Annotated in this window: 21 protein-coding genes; 12 read left to right on the forward strand and 9 right to left on the reverse strand. The window is 59.1% G+C overall.

What is annotated here, in order from left to right; all coding sequences use genetic code 11:
* Positions 1–3: 3 nt before the first annotated feature.
* Together AC1RQB_RS09420 and AC1RQB_RS09425 are read left to right on the forward strand one after the other, a co-directional pair.
* Positions 4–1,101, forward strand: coding sequence for an amino acid ABC transporter permease (locus AC1RQB_RS09420; protein WP_063341471.1), 1,098 nt, complete (start codon positions 4–6; stop codon positions 1,099–1,101).
* An 11-nt stretch (positions 1,102–1,112) separates the two neighbouring features.
* Positions 1,113–1,877: an amino acid ABC transporter ATP-binding protein gene (locus tag AC1RQB_RS09425; RefSeq protein ID WP_008053474.1), complete on the forward strand. Its 765-nt coding sequence runs from the start codon at positions 1,113–1,115 to the stop codon at positions 1,875–1,877.
* A gap of 65 nt (positions 1,878–1,942) precedes the next feature.
* Here AC1RQB_RS09425 and AC1RQB_RS09430 read toward each other — a convergent pair whose 3' ends face one another.
* Both AC1RQB_RS09430 and AC1RQB_RS09435 read right to left on the reverse strand, forming a co-directional pair.
* Positions 1,943–2,431, reverse strand: coding sequence for a type II toxin-antitoxin system MqsA family antitoxin (locus AC1RQB_RS09430; RefSeq protein WP_063341470.1), 489 nt, complete (start codon positions 2,429–2,431; stop codon positions 1,943–1,945).
* Positions 2,428–2,739 (reverse strand): type II toxin-antitoxin system MqsR family toxin, encoded by a 312-nt coding sequence (locus tag AC1RQB_RS09435; RefSeq protein WP_008072080.1) that lies wholly within the window; start codon positions 2,737–2,739, stop codon positions 2,428–2,430. The genes AC1RQB_RS09430 and AC1RQB_RS09435 overlap by 4 nt, the downstream gene beginning before the upstream one ends.
* Positions 2,740–2,906: 167 nt before the next feature.
* Between AC1RQB_RS09435 and AC1RQB_RS09440 the strand changes: the two genes are divergently transcribed.
* The 5 genes from AC1RQB_RS09440 (at position 2,907) to AC1RQB_RS09460 (ending at position 6,841) form a co-directional block, all read left to right on the forward strand.
* Positions 2,907–3,566: a FadR/GntR family transcriptional regulator gene (locus AC1RQB_RS09440; protein ID WP_063341469.1), complete on the forward strand. Its 660-nt coding sequence runs from the start codon at positions 2,907–2,909 to the stop codon at positions 3,564–3,566.
* The gene (locus AC1RQB_RS09445) at positions 3,556–4,872 is read left to right on the forward strand and encodes a CynX/NimT family MFS transporter (RefSeq protein ID WP_008072076.1); all 1,317 of its coding nucleotides are present in this window, start codon (positions 3,556–3,558) and stop codon (positions 4,870–4,872) included. The genes AC1RQB_RS09440 and AC1RQB_RS09445 overlap by 11 nt, the downstream gene beginning before the upstream one ends.
* A gap of 114 nt (positions 4,873–4,986) precedes the next feature.
* The gene (locus AC1RQB_RS09450; RefSeq protein WP_063341468.1) at positions 4,987–5,457 is read left to right on the forward strand and encodes a nuclear transport factor 2 family protein; all 471 of its coding nucleotides are present in this window, start codon (positions 4,987–4,989) and stop codon (positions 5,455–5,457) included.
* A 39-nt stretch (positions 5,458–5,496) separates the two neighbouring features.
* Positions 5,497–5,817, forward strand: a complete 321-nt coding sequence (locus AC1RQB_RS09455) for a GIY-YIG nuclease family protein (protein ID WP_007905504.1) — start codon at positions 5,497–5,499, stop codon at positions 5,815–5,817.
* 88 nt (positions 5,818–5,905) lie between these two features.
* Positions 5,906–6,841: a glutathione S-transferase family protein gene (locus AC1RQB_RS09460; RefSeq protein WP_008072068.1), complete on the forward strand. Its 936-nt coding sequence runs from the start codon at positions 5,906–5,908 to the stop codon at positions 6,839–6,841.
* Between the two features lie 123 nt (positions 6,842–6,964).
* Here AC1RQB_RS09460 and AC1RQB_RS09465 read toward each other — a convergent pair whose 3' ends face one another.
* Both AC1RQB_RS09465 and yejK read right to left on the reverse strand, forming a co-directional pair.
* Positions 6,965–7,315, reverse strand: a complete 351-nt coding sequence (locus AC1RQB_RS09465; protein WP_063341467.1) for a glutaredoxin family protein — start codon at positions 7,313–7,315, stop codon at positions 6,965–6,967.
* Complete coding sequence (gene yejK / locus AC1RQB_RS09470; RefSeq protein WP_007905511.1) at positions 7,315–8,319, reverse strand: nucleoid-associated protein YejK; 1,005 nt, start codon at positions 8,317–8,319, stop codon at positions 7,315–7,317. The genes AC1RQB_RS09465 and yejK overlap by 1 nt, the downstream gene beginning before the upstream one ends.
* Positions 8,320–8,827: 508 nt before the next feature.
* On the opposite strand from yejK, the gene AC1RQB_RS09475 reads away from it, so the two are divergent.
* Positions 8,828–9,109: an HU family DNA-binding protein gene (locus tag AC1RQB_RS09475; protein ID WP_007905514.1), complete on the forward strand. Its 282-nt coding sequence runs from the start codon at positions 8,828–8,830 to the stop codon at positions 9,107–9,109.
* Positions 9,110–9,316: 207 nt separating this feature from the next.
* Here AC1RQB_RS09475 and rlmF read toward each other — a convergent pair whose 3' ends face one another.
* The 5 genes from rlmF to AC1RQB_RS09500 all read right to left on the reverse strand — a co-directional run bounded on the left by rlmF (position 9,317) and on the right by AC1RQB_RS09500 (position 16,326).
* The gene (rlmF, locus tag AC1RQB_RS09480) at positions 9,317–10,339 is read right to left on the reverse strand and encodes a 23S rRNA (adenine(1618)-N(6))-methyltransferase RlmF (RefSeq protein ID WP_007905515.1); all 1,023 of its coding nucleotides are present in this window, start codon (positions 10,337–10,339) and stop codon (positions 9,317–9,319) included.
* Positions 10,340–10,613: 274 nt separating this feature from the next.
* Positions 10,614–13,460, reverse strand: coding sequence for a valine--tRNA ligase (locus AC1RQB_RS09485; RefSeq protein ID WP_063341466.1), 2,847 nt, complete (start codon positions 13,458–13,460; stop codon positions 10,614–10,616).
* A 222-nt stretch (positions 13,461–13,682) separates the two neighbouring features.
* Positions 13,683–14,072, reverse strand: a complete 390-nt coding sequence (locus AC1RQB_RS09490) for a hypothetical protein (RefSeq protein ID WP_008072054.1) — start codon at positions 14,070–14,072, stop codon at positions 13,683–13,685.
* 8 nt (positions 14,073–14,080) lie between these two features.
* On the reverse strand, positions 14,081–14,509 hold the full coding sequence (locus AC1RQB_RS09495) for a DNA polymerase III subunit chi (RefSeq protein WP_008072051.1): 429 nt from the start codon (positions 14,507–14,509) through the stop codon (positions 14,081–14,083).
* A gap of 326 nt (positions 14,510–14,835) precedes the next feature.
* On the reverse strand, positions 14,836–16,326 hold the full coding sequence (locus tag AC1RQB_RS09500; RefSeq protein WP_063341465.1) for a leucyl aminopeptidase: 1,491 nt from the start codon (positions 16,324–16,326) through the stop codon (positions 14,836–14,838).
* Between the two features lie 295 nt (positions 16,327–16,621).
* On the opposite strand from AC1RQB_RS09500, the gene lptF reads away from it, so the two are divergent.
* The 4 genes from lptF to lepB all read left to right on the forward strand — a co-directional run bounded on the left by lptF (position 16,622) and on the right by lepB (position 21,624).
* Positions 16,622–17,740, forward strand: a complete 1,119-nt coding sequence (lptF, locus tag AC1RQB_RS09505; RefSeq protein WP_063341464.1) for an LPS export ABC transporter permease LptF — start codon at positions 16,622–16,624, stop codon at positions 17,738–17,740.
* A complete protein-coding gene (gene lptG / locus AC1RQB_RS09510) occupies positions 17,733–18,794 on the forward strand; it encodes an LPS export ABC transporter permease LptG (protein ID WP_063341463.1) in 1,062 nt (353 codons plus the stop codon). The genes lptF and lptG overlap by 8 nt, the downstream gene beginning before the upstream one ends.
* Positions 18,795–18,964: 170 nt before the next feature.
* Positions 18,965–20,764 (forward strand): translation elongation factor 4, encoded by a 1,800-nt coding sequence (gene lepA, locus AC1RQB_RS09515; RefSeq protein WP_007905525.1) that lies wholly within the window; start codon positions 18,965–18,967, stop codon positions 20,762–20,764.
* 5 nt (positions 20,765–20,769) lie between these two features.
* Entirely contained in the window at positions 20,770–21,624 is an 855-nt protein-coding gene (gene lepB, locus AC1RQB_RS09520; RefSeq protein WP_008073129.1) for a signal peptidase I, read from the forward strand.
* The last annotated feature ends 40 nt before the right edge of the window (positions 21,625–21,664 follow it).

Genomic DNA, 21,664 nt, shown 5'->3' on the forward strand with positions numbered 1-21,664 from the left:
CGCATGACGACTCATACTTTCAAACCCGACATGCCACCACCGAGCAGCAGCATCGGTGTCGTGGCGTGGATGCGGGCGCACATGTTCTCCAGCTGGATCAACACCCTGCTGACGCTGTTCGCGTTCTATCTGATTTACCTGATAGTTCCGCCTGTCGTGAGCTGGGCGATTCTCGATGCCAACTGGGTCGGCACCACTCGCGCCGATTGCACCAAGGAGGGCGCCTGCTGGGTGTTCATCCAGCAGCGCTTCGGCCAGTTCATGTACGGTTACTACCCGACAGACCTGCGCTGGCGCGTAGACCTGACCGTGTGGCTGGCGGTGATTGGCGTGGCGCCGTTGTTCATCGCGCGCGTTCCACACAAGGCAATCTACGGCCTGAGCTTTCTGGTGCTCTATCCGATCATTTCCTACGTCTTGTTGCACGGTGGATGGTTCGGTCTGACCGAAGTGGCGACCAGCCAATGGGGCGGCTTGATGCTGACTCTGGTGATCGCCACCGTCGGTATCGTCGGCGCACTGCCGCTGGGTATCGTTCTGGCCCTGGGCCGGCGTTCGAACATGCCGGCGATTCGCGTGGTCTGCGTGACCTTCATCGAATTCTGGCGCGGCGTGCCGTTGATCACGGTGCTGTTCATGTCTTCGGTGATGTTGCCGTTGTTCCTGCCTGAAGGCATGAACTTCGACAAACTGCTGCGCGCGCTCATTGGTGTGATCCTGTTCCAGTCGGCCTATATCGCTGAAGTGGTGCGTGGCGGTCTGCAAGCGATCCCCAAAGGTCAGTACGAAGCGGCTGCAGCGATGGGCCTCGGATACTGGCGCAGCATGGGCCTGGTGATTCTGCCGCAAGCCCTGAAGCTGGTGATCCCTGGCATCGTCAATACCTTCATTGCGCTGTTCAAGGATACGAGCCTGGTGATCATCATCGGTCTGTTCGATCTGCTCAACAGCGTCAAGCAAGCCGCCGCCGACCCGAAATGGCTGGGCATGGCCACTGAAGGCTATGTGTTCGCGGCCCTGGTGTTCTGGATTTTCTGTTTTGGTATGTCCCGCTACTCCATGCATTTGGAACGTAAGCTGGACACTGGCCACAAGCGTTAGGAGCGTAGTTTATGAGTGAAGCGATCAAACAGCCTGTGAGCCCTGAAGGCATTATTCAGATGCAGGGCGTGAACAAGTGGTACGGCCAGTTCCACGTGTTGAAAGACATCAACCTGAACGTCAAGCAGGGCGAGCGCATCGTCTTGTGCGGCCCGTCGGGTTCCGGCAAATCCACCACCATCCGTTGCCTCAATCGTCTGGAAGAACACCAGCAGGGCCGCATCGTGGTCGATGGCGTGGAGTTGACCAACGACCTCAAGCAGATCGAAGCGATCCGCCGTGAAGTCGGCATGGTGTTCCAGCACTTCAACCTGTTCCCGCACTTGACCATCCTGCAGAACTGCACCCTGGCGCCGATGTGGGTACGCAAGATGCCCAAGCGCAAGGCCGAGGAAATCGCCATGCATTACCTGGAGCGCGTACGCATTCCAGAGCAGGCGCATAAATACCCGGGGCAACTGTCTGGTGGTCAGCAACAGCGTGTGGCGATTGCCCGTGCCCTGTGCATGAAACCGAAAATCATGCTGTTCGACGAACCGACTTCAGCACTCGACCCAGAGATGGTGAAAGAGGTTCTGGACACCATGATCGGCTTGGCCGAAGACGGCATGACCATGCTCTGCGTGACCCACGAAATGGGCTTCGCCCGTACCGTGGCCAACCGCGTGATCTTCATGGACAAGGGTGAAATCGTCGAACAGGCCGCGCCGAACGACTTCTTCGACAACCCGCAGAACGAGCGCACGAAGCTGTTCCTGAGCCAGATCCTGCATTGATTGGCGCTTGGCAGTGAAATAAACCCGGACAGTGTTCCGGGTTTATTTTTGTTCTGCGTATGGGGTCAGGAGGTGAGCTCTGCCTCCCGTTCCGGATGGCGAGCGGCCAATAGTTGTTTGAGGGCGGCACCTTCGTTCAAGACCTGAATTTCAGCCAGCAAATAGGGATGACGATCCAATAGCTGCATTAGTGTGAGTAACGGTTTTGGCGCAGGTAGCTCGCCTCGTTCATACCGCGAAAAAGCATTGTTCCCACCGCCGGACAGCAACTGCACTGCGTTTTTTTGCGTAAGGTGGAGTTTACGGCGGATGCGCTTTATCTCGGAGCCGATCAGTTGCAAGCAGTCCTTGAGCAATTGATCGCCTGCTTCCGAATAACGGTCAGCGCTGTCGGTGTCATGATCGAATTCGATTTCCCCACAAACTCTGCATTCCCAGCCCGCAAGATTGTTAACAAATCGAGACATTTGTTTGTAATTGACGGAGAGGGTGCGTCCTTCAAAGTGCCCCATTCCATCGTGAGTACCGCAGTTGACGCATTGCTGCGTTCTCATACGTTTTTCTCCTTGAAGGAGACTACCGGATGTCCACCACCGGGGCGGTAAGACACTTTGATGTAAATCTCCATTCCATGAAATGTTGTGTGATAAACGTCTTGCCAGACCCGGTGGTCGACATAGGTGGTCATGGATTTGAAGAGCATTCGGCGTTCCAGTGCGCAGGTCGCCTGGATCATTTGGCAGAGGTTTAAGCCCATGTCATTGCCCGATTCCAGAGCCCGCCGGGTGAATGCCTTTCTGCCCAGTCTGACAATCTCCGCCTTGACCACTGCCAAGTCGTAGTGGGGGGTATTCTTTTCCATAAGAAGCCGCTTGCCCTGTCCCTAAAATTACCCTTAAAGGGTAATTTTGACTAATCGAAAATCCCGCTCTTTCTCCTGCCCTTTGAACGTAGGCGGTTGCCGTCCTACGCGTAGCTGACTAACATGTCAGAAAATTCATCCTATGATTGGATGAAAGGGCGAATTCAATGTCAGAAATTTCTCCACTCATAAAGCGGTCCTTGGTCGATCAGGCCCTGGATCAGTTGCGCTTGCGCATCACCGAAGGTGTATGGACGGTCGGCCAGCGTTTACCTACCGAACCCGAGCTGTCCGCCGAGTTGGGCATCAGCCGCAACACGGTGCGTGAAGCCATGCGCGTGTTGGCGTTTTCCGGGTTGATCGAAATCCGTCAGGGCGACGGCAGCTATCTGCGGGCGGTGATTGATCCGCTGGACACCATGAAGGCGCTGTCCCGTTGCACTCAGGAACAGGCTCGGGAAACCCGGCACATTCTGGAAGTCGAAGCCATTGGCTTGGCGGCGTTACGCCGCACCGATGAAGACCTCGTGGCATTGCGCGAAGCGCTAGGCGTCAGCGGCAGTCATTACCACGGAGATCTCGACACCTATATCGCCTGCGATCTGGTGTTCCATCGCCGTCTGGTGGATGCGGCGCACAACCCGACACTCAGCGAGCTGTATCGCTATTTCTCCAGCATCGTCGGCGCGCACTTGCGCCAGACCTTGAACATCTCACCTCGACGCCAAGCGGTGTTCGACCTTCATGTAGAACTGCTCGAGGCCGTCGAGCAACGCGACCCGGAACGGGCAAAAGCCCTGTCGAGGCAGTTGATCAATGAACCTTGAAACCGAGAACCCCATGTCCACCCAGCAGGCCAGCAACAGCAGCATCATTGAGCGCAAGCGTACGGCGGAGCTCGAAGAGCTGTTGATCGACGCCGAGGCCGATGACGAACAGGTTCAGCAAACTCACCCGGTCCTTCAGCGGCCATGGCTGCTGTTGCTCGGCCTGATTCTGGTGGCGCTGAACCTGCGTCCGGCGTTGTCGAGCATGGCGCCGATGCTCAGCGAGATCTCGAAGACGCTGGGGCTCTCGGCTGCCCAGGCCGGGTTGCTGACGACCTTGCCGGTACTTTGCCTCGGTCTGTTCGCACCCTTGGCGCCCGTGCTGGCGCGACGTTTTGGTGCCGAACGGGTGGTGTTGGGGATTCTTCTGATGCTGGCTGGCGGGATCATGTTGCGCAGCTCGTTCGGCGAGGTCGGCCTGTTCGCCGGTAGCGTGATGGCCGGCGCCAGTATCGGGGTGATCGGCGTGCTGCTGCCTGGCATTGTTAAACGCGATTTCCCGAAACAGGCCGGCACCATGACCGGCGTCTACACCATGGCCCTGTGCCTGGGCGCGGCCATGGCGGCTGGGGCGACGGTGCCGTTGAGCGAACATTTCGACAAAAGCTGGGCCTTGGGTCTCGGTTTCTGGGTGGTTCCAGCGTTGGTCGCGGCGATTTTCTGGCTGCCGCAAGTCGGTCAGAAACACGGCGCGCACCATGTTGCCTATCGGGTCCGAGGGCTGTTGCGTGATCCGCTGGCCTGGCAAGTGACCTTGTACATGGGCCTGCAATCGTCTTTGGCCTACATCGTGTTTGGCTGGCTGCCGTCGATTCTGATCGGCCGCGGCCTGACGCCAACCCAAGCCGGTCTGGTGCTGTCGGGTTCGGTGATTGTCCAGTTGATCAGCTCGCTGGCGGCACCCTGGCTGGCGACCCGTGGCAAGGATCAGCGATTGGCGATCGTGATCGTCATGGCAATGACCCTCGGCGGTCTGTTCGGTTGCCTTTATGCACCGATCGATGGCTTGTGGGGCTGGGCGATCCTGCTGGGGTTGGGGCAGGGCGCCACGTTCAGCCTGGCGTTGACCCTGATCGTGCTGCGTTCGCGGGATGCCCATGTCGCGGCCAACCTGTCGAGCATGGCCCAGGGCTTCGGATACACCCTGGCGTCCATGGGGCCGTTCGCGGTTGGCGTGGTACATGACTGGACTGGCGGCTGGAGCGCCGTGGGCTGGATCTTCGGCGTTATCGGCCTCGGTGCGATCATCGCCGGCTTCGGTGCCGGGCGTTCGTTGTACGTTCAGGTGCAAAGCGAGAAAGTCTGACGTTTTGCGCACTGTCGGTATTCGGGCCACGAATGCCGATAGTGTTCCGCGCATTTGTTGACTATCGTGCAGGCAATCTATTGAAGCCACTTTGCAACCCCAGGGAGCCTGCCCATGAGTGATGCCCACAACGCCTTGATCACCCGGTTCTACCAAGCCTTCCAGCGGCTGGATGCCGAGGCCATGAGCTCCTGCTACACCGACGACGTGGTGTTCAGTGATCCGGCGTTTGGCGAACTGCGCGGGCGCGACGCCGGCGACATGTGGCGCATGCTCACCACCCGGGCCAAGGATTTTTCCCTGACCTTCGATAACGTGCGTAGCGATGAACGCACCGGCGGAGCCCATTGGGTGGCGACCTACCTGTTCAGTCAGACTGGCAATACGGTGGTCAACGACATCCAGGCGCGTTTCGTGTTTCGCGACGGCAAGATCTGCGAGCATCACGACAGCTTTGATCTGTGGCGCTGGTCGCGTCAGGCGCTGGGTTTCAAAGGGCTGTTGCTGGGTTGGACGCCAGTGGTGAGAAACGCCGTTCGTGCCCAGGCCTTGAAGGGGCTGAAGGCATTCCAGGCCAGTCGCTGATAAGATCGCGGCTTGTTTCCTACAAGCCTTGATCGTCACGTGAACACCTCGAGCGAATCTTCCGTCATTGCCGCCGAACCGCCGCTGCCCGTCAGCAAACCCTGGTTCGTCTACCTCGTTCGCGCGGCCAATGGTTCACTCTACTGCGGGATCAGCGACGATCCCGTGCGCCGCTTCGCCACCCACCAAAGTGGCAAAGGTGCGCGCTTCTTCCTGTCCAGCCCGGCCGTGGCGCTGGTGTACACCGAAGTCTGTCGCGACAAAAGCGAAGCACTGCGCCAGGAACGATTGATTAAAAAACTCAAGAAAAGCGCCAAGGAATGTCTGGTGGCGAGCGCGGCTGCGGGCTTATCAATCTGACTGATAAGCGCCCATCAGGCAGATGGGTAGGCTGCTTGTGGATTGCGCGCTAAGCTGCGGGCTCCTTATCCGAGCGGCGGAGCCGAGCATGTCCGAGTTGATTCTGCATCATTACCCGACGTCCCCTTTCGCCGAAAAGGCCCGGTTGCTGCTGGGCTTCAAGGGGCTGTCCTGGCGCTCGGTGAACATCTCGCCAGTGATGCCCAAGCCCGATTTGACGGCGCTGACCGGCGGCTATCGCAAGACGCCGGTATTGCAGATTGGCGCTGATATTTATTGCGACACCGCGTTGATGGCTCGTCGTCTGGAGCAGGAAAAAGCCTTGCCGGCGTTTTTTCCGGAAGGCCAGGAAATGATCACCGCCACCTTCGCGGCGTGGGCCGATTCGGTGGTGTTCCAGCATGCGGTCAGCCTGGTGTTCCAGCCGGCGTCGGTGGCGGTGCGCTTTGGCAAGTTGTCGCCGGAAGCGATCAAGGGGTTCCTGGCCGATCGCGCCGGTTTGTTCAGTGGTGGCAGCGCTACACGGTTGTCCGCCGAACAGGCTCGGCATCAGTGGCCAACGATTATGGCCCGTCTGGAGCAGCAGCTTCAGCGCGAACAGGGCGACTTCCTGTTTGGCGAGCCGTCGATTGCCGACTTTGCCCTGGCTCACCCGTTGTGGTTTCTCAAGGCGACGCACGTGACGTCACCGTTGGTGGATGCTTATCCGGCTGTATCAGCCTGGTTTGGCCGGGTGATGGGCTTTGGTCATGGTGCGTTCAGCGAGATGACGGCCGAGGAAGCTTTGGCAATTGCCCGCAACGCCACACCGGCGGCGTTGCCGGATGAACAGTTTGATGAGCCGAACGGGTTCGAGGTTGGCCAGCAAGTGGTGATCGCTGCGACCGATTATGGGGTTGATCCTGTGGCGGGAGAGTTGTTGTTTGCGGGCAGTGAAGAATTGATTTTGCGTCGCGAAGACGAGCGGGCCGGCGTGGTGCATGTGCACTTTCCGCGGTTCGGGTTTCGTATCGAAGCGCGCTGATATTCTCTGACATGCTTTGGCGATAGGGAAACCGCCAAGATCGCAGCCTTCGGCAGCTCCTACATTGGGATGTCGTACACCCTGTAGGAGCTGCCGAAGGCTGCGATCTTTTGATCTTAAGGGTTATTCCAGCGCCGCAAGAACCTTGTCCGGGTCATACCCGCGTATCAACGTCCCGTTCACATCGATCAGCGGAATCCCGCGTCCTCCGAGCGCCTCATAGGCCTTGCGCGCCTGGGCATCTTTCTCGATATCGAATTCCTTGTATGGAATGCCCTTCTGGTCGAGAAAACGTCGGGTCAGCTTGCAGTAGCCACACCATTCAGTGGCGTAGAGCACGACGTTGGCCTTGGCCTGGGTCTGCTCGGACACCACTTGCGAGGGGTGAAACACCCGCTCGATCTTGCCCCAGTTCTGGTAAACCATGACCACCAGCAAGATCAGCAGGCATTTCTTCAATACACCGCCGAGCATCAGTTGCGTCGCTTGAGCTGGTCGGTCAATTGGGTCGGCAGGCCTTTGATGATCAGCGTACCGGCTTCTTCGTCGTATTCGATCTTCGAGCCCAGCAGGTGCGCTTCGAAGCTGATAGACAAGCCCTCGGCGCGGCCGGTGAAGCGGCGGAACTGGTTCAGGGTGCGTTTGTCCGCAGGGATCTCGGGCGACAGGCCGTAGTCCTTGTTGCGGATGTGATCGTAGAAAGCTTTCGGGCGTTCTTCGTCGATCAGCCCGGACAACTCTTCCAGGCCCATGGGCTCGCCCATTTTTGCCTGGCTGCTGGCGTAATCCACCAGGGTCTTGGTCTTCTCGCGCGCGGATTCTTCCGGCAGGTCTTCGCTTTCGACGAAGTCACTGAAAGCCTTGAGCAGGGTGCGGGTTTCGCCGGGGCCATCGACGCCTTCCTGGCAGCCGATGAAGTCGCGGAAGTACTCCGAAACCTTTTTGCCGTTCTTGCCTTTGATGAACGAGATGTACTGCTTGGACTGTTTGTTGTTCTGCCACTCGGAGACGTTGATCCGTGCCGCCAAGTGCAACTGGCCAAGGTCCAGATGTCGCGAAGGGGTCACGTCCAGCTGATCGGTCACTGCCACGCCTTCGCTGTGGTGCAGCAGGGCGATGGCGAGGTAATCGGTCATGCCCTGCTGGTAATGAGCAAACAGCACGTGCCCGCCCACAGAGAGGTTCGACTCTTCCATCAGCTTTTGCAGATGTTCCACTGCCACCCGGCTGAAGGCTGTGAAGTCCTTACCGCCGTCGAGGTATTCCTTCAGCCAGCCGCTGAACGGATGCGCCCCGGACTCGGCATGGAAGAAACCCCAGGCCTTGCCTTGTTTGGCGTTGTAGCTCTCGTTGAGGTCGGCAAGCATGTACTCGATGGCGCTGGACTCGGCCAGTTCGGAATCGCGGGCATGAAGAACTGCGGGTGTGCCGTCGGGTTTTTTGTCGATCAGGTGGACGATGCAATGACGGATCGGCATGGGCTTCTCGGCTGATTGAAGAGAGGAGGGCGTGCTCCCCCGAAAAAGCGCCCAGTGTACCGCAATCTCTGGTTTTGGCGTTGCAACCATGCCATAGCGCGCCCCCCGTAGGAGCTGCCGAAGGCTGCGATCTTTTGATCTTGTTTTTGAAAATCAAAGTCAAAAAATCGCAGTCTTCGGCAGCTCCTACAGGGGGAGATGGGGGAATTCCGGGTCACGGGGAGGCCCTTATGCAGTTTTTTACCGATTTAGAGCAATAAAGCTGACCAAATGGGTAGCTAGAGGCGGATATTTCCCCGTCTCTGTGCTAGTTTTGCCCGGTCTTACGCGAAGTCACTGCGTTAAGCGTGCATTCAGCATTTGTCAGGTCGAACCAAACCCTGATTTCGGTATCTATAACCCCGACTCGTCGAGGTTATGCCGAGGGTGCCAGATCCAGAAGATCGGGCTCGATGGCTGACACTGCACTCTGCAATCCATATGAATTTGATAGGGAAGGAACACTACAATGGCTCTTACTAAAGACCAACTGATCGCCGACATCGCTGAAGCTATCGACGCGCCAAAAACCACCGCGCGTAACGCTCTGGACCAACTGGGCCAAATCGTTGCTGATCAGCTGGAAAACGGCGGCGAAATCACCCTGCCAGGTATCGGCAAGCTGAAAGTGACTGAGCGTCCTGCCCGTACCGGCCGCAACCCTTCGACTGGCGCTGCCATCGAAATCGCTGCCAAGAAAGTTATCAAGCTGGTTGTGGCCAAAGGCCTGACCGACGCTGTTAACAAGTAAGACTTGTTAGAAAAAACCGTGCTCCGGCGTAATCCGGGCACGGTTTTTTTGTGTCTGAAATTCAGTGATTGGCCGGCAAACACCTCTGAGCCAATTGTGGGAGCGAGCCTGCTCGCGATAGCGGTGTTTCAGTCACATTGATGTTGAATGTGCTGCCGCCATCGCGAGCAGGCTCGCTCCCACAGTTGATCTGCGTCGGTCAGTTACTCAGCTTTTGCGCGCCCAGCGTTCACGCCAGACCTGCTGCTCGGATTTGGTCTGGAAGGTCCAGGCGACGAAGCGGCTTTGCTTCTGCCCCTGAGACATTTCCACGACCTGGCTTTCCAATACACCGGCCTTTTTCAGTGCCGTCTGGATCGCAGGCAGGTTTGAGGCTTTCGAGACCAGGGTGCTGAACCAAAGCACTTTGTGTTGAAAATGCGCACTCTCGGCGATCAGTTGCGTCACAAACCGTGCTTCGCCGCCTTCACACCACAGTTCGGCCGATTGACCGCCAAAGTTCAGCACTGGCAGTTTGCGTTTCGGGTCGGCGCGGCCCAGTGCGCGCCATTTACGCTCGCTGCCCTTGGTTGCCTCGTCCATCGAGGCGTGGAACGGCGGGTTGCACATGGTCAGGTCAAAGCGTTCGCCGGGCTCGAGCAGGCCCAACAGAATGTGCTTGGGATTGCTTTGCTGGCGCAGCTGGATGGCTTTGTTCAGCCCGTTGGATTGCACGATGGCTTTGGCGGCGGCCACGGCCGTCGGGTCGATTTCCGAGCCGAGGAAGTGCCAGCGATAGTCGCTGTAGCCAATCAACGGATAGACGCAGTTGGCACCCATGCCGATATCAAGCACCTTGACCGGCGCACCGCGAGGAATCTCGCCGTCGTTGACGCTGGCCAGCAGGTCAGCCAGGAAGTGCACGTAGTCAGCACGACCCGGCACCGGTGGGCACAGGTAATCGGCCGGGATGTCCCAATGGGCGATGCCGTAGAACGACTTGAGCAGCGCCCGGTTGAACACCCGAACCGCGTCCGGGCTGGCGAAGTCGATGCTTTCCTTGCCATACGGATTGATGATCACGAACTTCGCCAGCTCCGGCGTGGTCTTGATCAGCGCCGGGAAGTCGTAACGACCCTGATGGCGATTGCGCGGGTGCAGGCTAGCCTTCTCGCGGGGTTCCACGGCTTTGGCCGGGGTAGCGGAGTCAGGCTTCTTGCGCGCAGGTCTTGGTGTGCGGGGGGCGTTCATGGGCGTTGTCGATTCGGGTATGGCTAAAAGTGGCGGGTATTGTCCCACATCCAGTGTAGGAGTGGTGTCGATCGCCCATCGTGCTGGTCACACTGATCAAATGTGGGAGCGGGCTTGCTCGCGAAAGCGGTGTGTCAGGCGACTTGAATGTTGGATGTAAGAATGCCTTCGCGAGCAAGCCCGCTCCCACAAGGATTTGCGGTGTTTTGGGGGAAAGTGATGGGCATAAAAAAGGGAGGCCGTTGCGGGCCTCCCTTTTCATTGCGACTTGCCGTTACAAACTGGCAATCCGCGCATGCTGCTCGGCCAACTTGCCCAAAGCCTGCTCAGCTTCAGCCAGTTTGGCGCGTTCCTTCTCGATGACTTCGGCCGGGGCCTTGTCGACGAAACCGGCGTTGGACAGCTTGCCGCCGACGCGCTGAACTTCGCCCTGCAAACGCAGGATTTCCTTGTCCAGACGAGCCAGTTCGGCGTCCTTGTCGATCAAGCCGGCCATCGGCACCAGCACTTCCATCTCGCCAACCAGCGCAGTGGCGGACAGCGGTGCTTCTTCGCCGGCTTTCAGAACGGTGATCGATTCCAGACGCGCCAGCTTCTTCAGCAGCGCTTCGTTCTCGGTGAGGCGGCGCTGATCTTCGGCGCTGACGTTTTTCAGGAACAGGTTCAGCGGCTTGCCTGGACCAATGTTCATTTCGCCACGGATGTTACGCGTGCCGAGCATCAGGCCCTTGAGCCATTCGATGTCGTCTTCGGCGCCCTGATCGATACGCGCTTCGTTGGCCACTGGCCAAGGTTGCAGCATGATCGTCTTGCCTTCGATACCGGCCAGCGGCGCGACGCGCTGCCAGATTTCTTCGGTGATGAACGGCATGAACGGGTGCGCCAGACGCAGCGCGACTTCCAGCACTCGAACCAGAGTACGGCGGGTGCCGCGCTGACGTTCGACCGGTGCATTTTCGTCCCACAGCACAGGCTTGGACAGTTCCAGGTACCAGTCGCAGTACTGGTTCCAGATGAACTCGTACAAGGCTTGTGCGGCCAGGTCAAAACGGAACTGATCGAGCTGGCGAGTCACTTCGGCTTCGGTGCGTTGCAACTGCGAAATGATCCAGCGATCTGCCAGGGACAGCTCGTAGGCTTCGCCGTTCTGACCGCAATCTTCGCCCTTGTCCAGCACGTAGCGCGCAGCGTTCCAGATCTTGTTGCAGAAGTTGCGATAGCCTTCGACGCGGCCCATGTCGAACTTGATGTCGCGACCGGTCGATGCCAGCGAGCAGAACGTGAAGCGCAGGGCGTCGGTGCCATAGCTGGCGATGCCGTCGGCGAACTCGTCGCGGGTCTGCTTCTCGATCTTCTTCGCCAGTTTCGGCTGCATCATGCCGGAGGTGCGTTTCTGCACCAGTTCTTCCAGCTCGATACCGTCGATGATGTCCAGCGGGTCAAGGACGTTGCCCTTGGACTTGGACATCTTCTGGCCTTGGCCATCACGCACCAGACCGTGCACATAAACAGTCTTGAACGGAACCTGCGGCGTGCCGTCTTCGTTTTTCACCAAGTGCATGGTGAGCATGATCATCCGGGCAACCCAGAAGAAAATGATGTCGAAACCGGTCACCAGCACGTCGGTGGAGTGGAATTTCTTCAGGAATTCGGTCTGCTCCGGCCAGCCGAGCGTGGAGAAAGTCCACAGGCCCGAACTGAACCAGGTATCCAGAACGTCGTTGTCCTGTTGCAGCGCAACGTCCGGGCCGAGGTTGTTCTTGGCACGCACTTCGGCTTCGTCGCGACCGACATAGACCTTGCCCGACTCGTCGTACCAGGCCGGAATCCGGTGGCCCCACCACAGCTGACGGCTGATGCACCAATCCTGGATGTCGCGCATCCACGAGAAGTACATGTTTTCGTATTGTTTTGGTACGAACTGAATGCGGCCGTCTTCAACCGCAGCGATGGCCGGCTCGGCCAATGGCTTGGTGGAAACGTACCACTGGTCGGTCAGCCACGGCTCAATGATGGTGCCGGAGCGGTCGCCTTTCGGCACTTTCAGAGCGTGATCGTCGACGCTGACCAGCAGGCCGGCGGCCTCGAAGGCGGCCACGATTTCCTTGCGGGCCTGGAAGCGGTTGAGGCCGACGTATTCGGCGGGCAGCGTGCCGTCGATTTGCTCGTTGACGCTGCCGTCGAGGTTGAACACCTGGGCCGCGGGCAGCACGTCAGCATTCTTGTCGAAGATGTTCAGCAGCGGCAGGTTGTGGCGCTTGCCGACTTCGTAGTCGTTGAAGTCGTGGGCCGGGGTGATTTTCACGCAACCGGTGCCGAATTCAGGGTCGCAGTAATCGTCGGCGATGATCGGGATGCGGCGGCCAACCAGCGGCAGCTCGACAAATTTGCCGATCAGGGCTTTGTAGCGTTCATCGTTCGGGTTAACGGCCACGGCGGCGTCGCCGAGCATGGTTTCCGGACGCGTGGTCGCGACGATCAGGTAATCCTTGCCTTCAGCGGTTTTGGCGCCGTCGGCCAGCGGGTACTTCAGGTTCCACAGGAAACCTTTCTCGTCGTGGTTTTCCACTTCGAGGTCGGAAATCGCCGTGTGCAGCTTGGTGTCCCAGTTGACCAGACGCTTGCCGCGGTAGATCAGGCCGTCTTCGTGCAGGCGCACGAACGCTTCTTTAACCGCTTCCGAGAGGCCGTCATCCATGGTGAAGCGCTCACGGCTCCAGTCCACGGACGAGCCGAGGCGGCGGATCTGACGGCTGATGTTGCCGCCGGACTGATCCTTCCATTCCCAGACTTTCTCGAGGAATTTTTCGCGGCCCAGATCATGGCGATTCTGGCCTTGGGCTTCGAGTTGACGCTCCACCAGCATTTGCGTGGCGATACCGGCGTGGTCGGTGCCCGGCTGCCACAGGGTGTTGCGACCCTGCATGCGGCGGAAACGGATCAGGGCGTCCATGATCGCGTTGTTGAAGCCGTGACCCATGTGCAGGCTGCCGGTGACGTTCGGCGGCGGGATCATGATGGTGTAGGACTCGCCCGCGCCTTGCGGGGCGAAGTAATTCTCAGACTCCCAGGTGTTGTACCAGGAAGTTTCAATGGCGTGCGGCTGGTAGGTCTTATCCATGCGCGGCGGGACCCTATTGGCATTTATTCAGGAAAAGCCGGCAAGTATAGCGGGGCATGGGGCGTAGGGCGAGTTGATCGCGGGATGAGCTGACCATCAGCCATTGCACAAAAACAATGTGGGAGCGGGCTTGCTCGCGAAGGCGGCCTGTCATCCAACGCTAATGTTGAATGTTACTGCCTCTTCGCGAGCAAGCCCGCTCCCACATTAGAATGGTGGTGTTTATTCGTACTGACTCAACAACCGCTCCATCCGCGCATCCAGCCGACGTTTGATTTCGGTTTCGATGTGCGGGGCGAAGTCGTCGATCACGTCTTGCATGATCAATAGCGCGGCGGCGCGCAGTTCGCTGTCCAGGTGCAGCAGGGCGTCGGGGCCTTTGCTCGCGGCAGGCGACGGTTGCGCGGCTGGGGCGGGTGGCGGTGTCGTTTCGACCGGTTGCGGCGCATTGCCGACAGTGTCGAACAGCATGGGGATCTGTTCCTGATCACCTTCAATGACCGTGTCGGTCAGCAAGGGCGGTTGCAGGTTGTCATCGCCGAGCAGTTGGCGGATCGACTCGAGGTCATCCAGCAGATGCGCGGAATTTTGCTGCGGTTTTGGAGTGTCCATCGGAATGCTCAGAGTCGCTGTAAACGGTGATCTTGCAGAGGATAGCCCTGTTCGCGGTAGAAACGGAAACTCTCCCGCGCAGCCGAACGAATCGTCGGATCTTCCACCACCACTTCCGCCACGCGGGCGAACTGTTTGGCAAATACCGGGACTTTCAGGTCGAGATTGACCAGCAGATCCTGATGCTGACCGCAGTCATCACCAAGACCCAGGACAATCAAACCCTCCGGCTCGCTTTCGGCGGGACCGTGGGGCACGAAGCTTTCGCCCTTGAAGGCCCACAAACGCGCATCGAGGTCATCACGCTGGGCGGCATCGCTACAGTGCAGGTAAATGCGGTGGCCCATGCGCCAGGCTTTTTCGGTGAGCTTGCAGGCGAAATCCAGCCGTGCCGAAGGATCGGCGCTGGGCAGGATATAGAAGTCGACTTTGGTCATTGCGGTTCCTGAGCCCCGGGGCGGCGCCACTGGTCAGTGGCACCGCTCGGGGGGCGTTCTCAACTAGTTTTCCCGCCGCGTTGTCGCCTTAGAGCGGGCCAGGCAAGGCGCAGGCCGCTGGGAATGGTTGTTCCCTTTCCAAGGCCTGCAACGCAGGCTGGCCCGCTTTAAGGCACAACCCGAAGGGCCGGGCCTGCTGTTGTGCAGGGCTGCGTTGCTCGAAGCTTATTTGGAATGACCAAACCACGCTTCTCGCGCCTTGCCCTGCACAACAGCAGACCCGGCGCGGCGTGAAAACTAGTTGAGAACGCCCCCCTTCATCGGTTTCAGGCTTTGGCGCGGTCCAGCAGGTATTGGGTCAGCAGGGGAACCGGACGGCCAGTGGCGCCCTTGTCCTTGCCGCCGCTGGTCCAGGCCGTGCCGGCGATGTCCAGGTGCGCCCAGTTCAGGTTCTTGGTGAAGCGCGACAGGAAGCAGGCAGCGGTGATGGTGCCGGCTTTCGGGCCGCCAATGTTGGCGATGTCGGCGAACGGGCTGTCCAGCTGCTCTTGATATTCATCGAACAGCGGCAGTTGCCAGGCGCGGTCGTCGGCGGATTGGCCGGCGCTCAGCAGTTGGCCGATCAGCTCGTCGTTGTTGCCCAGCAGGCCCGAGGTGTGGGAACCCAGTGCGACGACACACGCGCCGGTCAGGGTGGCGATGTCGATTACCGCTTGCGGCTTGAAGCGTTCGGAGTAGGTCAGGGCATCGCACAGCACCAGGCGGCCTTCGGCGTCGGTGTTGAGGATTTCCACGGTCAGGCCGCTCATGGTGGTGACGATGTCGCCCGGACGCGAAGCGTTGCCGCTCGGCATGTTCTCGGCGCAGGCCAGGATGCACACCAGGTTGATCGGCAGTTTCAGCTCAAGCACGGCACGCAAGGTACCGAACACGCTGGCGGCGCCGCCCATGTCGTACTTCATTTCATCCATGCCGGCGCCCGGCTTGAGGCTGATGCCGCCGGTGTCGAAGGTGATGCCTTTGCCGACCAGTGCGTACGGCTTCTCGGATTTCTTGCCGCCGTTGTATTGCATGACGATCAGGCGCGGCGGCTGGGCGCTGCCCTGGCCAACGGCGTAGAACGAGCCCATGCCCAGGTCCTTGATCTTCTTCTCATCGAGGACTTCGACTTTCAGGCTCTTGAATTCTTTGCCCAGGTTCTTGGCTTGCTCGCCCAGGAACGTCGGGTGGCAGATGTTTGGCGGCAGGTTGCCCAGGTTACGGGTGAAGGCCATGCCATTGGCGATCGCGGTGGCATGGGCCACGGCGCGTTCGACTTCAGCCTGTGCGGCCTTAATGGTCACCAGGGTGATTTTCTTCAGGGCGAGCGGGTCGGCTTTCTGGCTCTTGAACTGGTCGAAGGTGTATTCGCCATCTACCAGGGTTTCTGCCAGCAGGCGGTTCTTGCCATAGCTGTCGCGGCCTTTGACTACGACTTCGTCCAGGGCCAGCACTGCATCGCTGCCGCCCAGGCCTTTAAGGGTGTTGAGGATGCCGGCGATGATTTTGCGGAACGGGCGATCGCCCAGCTCTTCATCTTTGCCTACGCCCACCAGCAACACGCGCTCGGCCTTGAGGTTAGGCAGGCTGTGCAGCAACAGGCTCTGGCCGACTTTGCCGGCCAGGTCGCCGCGCTTGAGCACGGCACTGATGGTGCCACCGCTCAGTTCGTCGAGTTGTTTGGCAACGGCGCCGAGTTTGCGGCCTTCGCCGACGGCGACCACCAGCGTGGCGGTCTTCAACGTTTCCGGGCTAACGCTTTTTACAACCAGTTCCATGTCTGGGTCCCTGAATTAATGGTCAAAGTGCGCGACGCGCAGAAGCTTGCTTATAAGTAGAAGGACGCCGGTGCAGTGCCAGCGACAAAGGCCGCAGTTTGAACCTCGCTACCGGCGCCTGACAACCCTCGGTCGTGCGAACTTCGGTGGTTCAGGTGTCTGCTTGAGCGTGCGCAGTGACAGGCGCACCCAATCACAGGATAATGCGCCATCTTTTTCGGCGGCTCTGCCCTGCGGGCCGACCGATACGTTTGTTTGTTTGGCCGCTTAGCCTGACAACCCTGGAGTGTCTGGTTTGATTGTCTTCCGTTATCTTTCCCGCGAAGTCCTGTTGACCTTGAGCGCCGTCAGCGCCGTGCTGCTGGTCATCATCATGAGCGGACGCTTCATCAAGTACCTCGCCCAAGCGGCCTCTGGCGCCCTGGATCCGGGCTCACTGTTCCTGATCATGGGCTTTCGTCTGCCAGGTTTCCTGCAGTTGATCCTGCCTTTGGGGCTGTTTCTCGGCATCCTGCTGGCCTACGGTCGTCTGTACCTCGACAGCGAAATGACCGTGCTGTCGGCCACCGGCATGAGCCAGCAGCGACTGTTTCGCATCACCCTGTTTCCGGCCACGCTGGTTGCGCTGGTGGTGGCTTGGCTGAGCCTGAGCCTGGCGCCACAAGGTGCCAATCAGTTCCAGCTGCTGCTGAACAAGCAGGACGCACTGACGGAATTCGATACCCTTGAGCCTGGCCGCTTCCAGGCTTTGCGCGACGGTACTCGGGTGACCTACACCGAGCAATTGTCGGATGATCGCGTCAATCTGGGCGGCGTGTTCATTTCGCAAAAGAATGTGAATTCCGACAAGAAGGACCGCGGGATTTCCGTATTGGTGGCCGAGAAGGGCCGTCAGGAAATTCGCCCCGACGGCAATCGGTATCTGATTCTCGACAACGGCTATCGCTATGACGGTAATCCGGGGCAGGCCGATTACCGCGCCATCAAATACGACGAGTACGGCGTATTGCTGCCCAAGCCGGACGTCAGCGACGAAGTCACCGATCGCGATGCGATGACCACCCGCTCCCTGTTGGGCAGCGATGACATCCGCTCGCGCACCGAATTGCAATGGCGTCTGTCGCTGCCGTTGCTGGTCTTCATCGTGACCCTGATGGCGGTGCCGCTGTCGCGGGTCAACCCGCGTCAGGGCCGTTTCCTCAAGCTGCTGCCGGCGATTCTTCTTTATATGGCTTACCTGACCATCCTGATTGCCGCTCGCGGTGCCCTCGAAAAGGGCAAGATTCCGGCGGCATTGGGCTTGTGGTGGGTGCATGCGATCTTCCTGGCCATCGGCCTGGGCTTGCTGTACTGGGAGCCGTTGCGCTTGAAGATGGCGAGTCGCCGCAGTGCGCTGGAGGTGGCCCGTGGATAAGCTCGATCGCTACATTGGTAGCAGCGTGTTCATGGCGATCCTGGCGGTACTGGGGATCATTCTGGGTCTGGCAACGTTGTTTGCCTTCATCGATGAGATGGGCGACGTCAGCGATACCTACACGTTGGCGGATGTCCTGAGCTATGTGTTGCTGACTGCGCCGCGCCGTCTGTACGACATGTTGCCAATGGCGGCGCTGATCGGTTGCCTGATCGGCCTCGGCAGCCTGGCCAGCCACAGCGAACTGACCATCATGCGCGCTGCGGGCGTGTCGCTCGGGCGGATCGTCTGGGCTGTCATGAAGCCGATGCTGCTTTTGATGGTGGTGGGGCTGGTGATCGGTGAATACGTCGCGCCGGCAACAGAAGTCACCGCTCAGGCCAACCGCTCGCTGGCCCAGGGCAGTGGCGATGCGCAAAGCGCCAAGCATGGTCTGTGGCACCGTCAGGGTGACGAGTTCATTCACGTCAACTCCGTGCAACCCAATGGTCTGCTGTACGGCGTGACCCGTTATCGCTTCGATGATCAGCGCCACATCCTGTCTTCGAGCTTCGCCAAGCGCGCGGAATTCGACACGGATCACTGGCAACTGAGCGACGTCACGACCACGTTGTTCCATGAAAAGAACACCGAAGTGGTGACGACTCCGGTGGAGCGTTGGGAGGTAGCACTGAGCCCGCAATTGCTGAGCACTGTGGTGATGGCGCCTGAATCACTGTCGATCACCGGTCTGTGGAGTTACATCCACTACCTGGCTGACCAGGGCCTGAGCAACGGTCGGTACTGGCTGGCGTTTTGGGTCAAGGTGTTGCAGCCGCTGGTGACCGCTGCATTGGTGCTGATGGCGATTTCCTTCATCTTCGGCCCGCTGCGTTCGGTAACCCTCGGTCAGCGAGTCTTTACCGGTGTGTTGGTGGGCTTCACCTTCCGCATTGTCCAGGATTTGCTCGGCCCTTCGAGCCTGGTATTCGGTTTCTCGCCGCTGTTTGCGGTGCTGGTGCCGGCCGGAGTCTGTGCCCTGGCCGGGGTCTGGTTGTTGCGCCGGGCCGGTTGATCGCGGGTTATTCCCGAAAGGCTTGTCACTCAAAACGCCCCTGTCGCAAGACCGGGGCGTTTTTGTACGCGCCGTCTGACCTGCGAACGTGACGCTTGCGTCGTGGATCAGGTACAATTCCCGGCTATTTTTCGGCGGGCTATGCCTGCAGCCTTTTTGAGTGTTGATCCGTGAGTGATTTGAGTCATATCCGCAATTTCTCCATCATCGCCCACATTGACCATGGCAAGTCGACGCTGGCCGATCGCTTCATCCAAATGTGCGGCGGCCTTGCCGAGCGCGAAATGGAAGCCCAGGTGCTGGACTCCATGGACCTGGAGCGTGAACGCGGGATCACCATCAAGGCCCACAGCGTCACCCTTTATTACACCGCCCGCGATGGTATCAAGTACCAGCTGAACTTCATTGACACCCCCGGCCACGTTGACTTCACCTACGAAGTCAGCCGGTCGCTGGCGGCCTGTGAAGGTGCGTTGCTGGTGGTCGATGCCGGTCAGGGCGTTGAAGCGCAGTCGGTTGCCAACTGCTACACGGCGATCGAGCAGGGCCTGGAAGTCATGCCAGTCCTGAACAAGATCGACCTGCCACAGGCCGATCCGGACCGCGTCAAAGAAGAAATCGAAAAAATCATCGGCATTGATGCCACCGATGCGGTCGAGTGCAGCGCCAAGACTGGCCTGGGCGTCGACGAAGTGCTCGAACGCCTGGTTCACACCATTCCCGCGCCGACCGGCAACTACGAAGATCCGCTGCAAGCGTTGATCATCGACTCCTGGTTCGACAACTACCTGGGCGTTGTTTCCCTGGTACGCGTGCGCCACGGGCGTGTGAAGAAGGGCGACAAGATCCTCGTCAAGTCCACCGGCAAGATCCACCTGGTGGACAGCGTCGGTGTATTCAATCCGAAACACACCCCTACCGTCGACCTGAAGGCCGGTGAAGTGGGCTTCATCATCGCCAGCATCAAGGACATTCACGGTGCGCCAGTGGGCGATACCCTGACCTTGAGCTCGACGCCGGACGTCGATGTGCTGCCAGGCTTCAAACGCATTCAGCCGCAGGTGTACGCCGGTTTGTTCCCGGTCAGCTCCGACGACTTCGAAGACTTCCGCGAGGCGCTGCAAAAGCTCACCCTCAACGATTCGTCGCTGCAATACACACCGGAAAGCTCAGACGCACTGGGTTTCGGCTTCCGTTGCGGCTTCCTCGGCATGCTGCACATGGAAATCATCCAGGAGCGCCTGGAGCGCGAATACAACCTGGACCTGATCACCACGGCGCCGACGGTAATCTTCGAGCTGCTGCTGAAAACCGGCGAAACGATTTACGTCGATAACCCGTCCAAGCTCCCGGACCTGTCGTCGATCGAAGACATGCGTGAGCCGATCGTGCGGGCCAATATCCTTGTGCCGCAAGAACACCTGGGTAACGTCATTACCCTGTGTATCGAAAAGCGTGGCGTGCAGCACGACATGCTGTTCCTCGGTACCCAGGTACAAGTGACCTACGATTTGCCGATGAACGAAGTGGTCCTCGACTTCTTTGACCGTCTGAAATCCACCAGCCGTGGCTATGCTTCGCTGGATTACCATTTCGATCGTTACCAATCGGCTAGTCTGGTGAAACTGGACGTGCTGATCAACGGCGACAAGGTCGACGCCCTGGCGTTGATCGTGCACCGTGACAATGCGCACTACAAAGGTCGCCAGTTGACCGAGAAGATGAAAGAACTGATTCCGCGGCAGATGTTCGACGTGGCAATCCAGGCCGCCATTGGCGGGCAGATTGTGGCGCGGACAACCGTCAAGGCGCTCAGAAAGAACGTATTGGCCAAATGCTACGGTGGTGACGTCAGCCGTAAGAAAAAGCTGCTGGAAAAGCAAAAGGCCGGTAAGAAACGCATGAAGCAGGTCGGTAACGTGGAGATTCCACAAGAAGCCTTCCTTGCAGTGCTCAGGTTGGATAGTTAGGTCCTATGTCACTAAATTTCCCGCTGTTGCTGGTCATCGCCGTGTTCGTCTGCGGCCTGTTGGCGTTGCTCGATCTGCTGTTCCTGGCGCCACGGCGCCGGGCTGCCATTAACTCCTATCAAGGAAGCGTCAGCCAGGCTGACATGGTGGTGGTCGAGAAACTGAACAAAGAGCCGCTGCTGGTCGAATACGGCAAGTCGTTCTTCCCGGTGTTGTTCATCGTACTGGTGCTGCGTTCGTTCCTGGTGGAACCGTTCCAGATTCCTTCCGGCTCGATGAAACCGACCCTGGACGTCGGCGACTTCATTCTGGTGAACAAATTTTCTTACGGGATCCGCCTGCCGGTGATCGACAAGAAAGTCATCGAAGTCGGTGATCCGCAGCGCGGTGATGTGATGGTGTTCCGCTACCCGAGCGACCCGAACGTCAATTACATCAAGCGTGTGGTTGGCCTGCCGGGTGACCAGATTCGCTATACCGCAGACAAGCGTCTGTTCGTCAACGGTGAATCGATCGCCGAACAACTGGTCGGCTCCGAGCCGGGCACGTTGGGCAGCGCCGAGCTCTACAAGGAAAAACTCGGCATTGCCGAGCACCTTATCCGCAAGGAAATGAGCCGCTACCGCGCAGCGCCGGATCGTTCGTGGACCGTGCCTGCCGGGCACTACTTCATGATGGGCGACAACCGCGACAACTCGAATGACAGTCGCTACTGGGATGATCCGAGTATTCCCAAGAATCTGCTGGGCATGGTTCCCGACAAGAATATCGTCGGCAAGGCCTTCGCAGTCTGGATGAGCTGGCCGGAACCCAAACTCAGTCACCTGCCGAATTTCTCGCGGGTTGGCCTGATCAAGTAATCACACACGGCGCTGTTGAACACAGCGCCGAATGCATTTC

The sequence above is a fragment of the Pseudomonas sp. GW822-FHT02E03 genome (assembly GCF_058802325.1).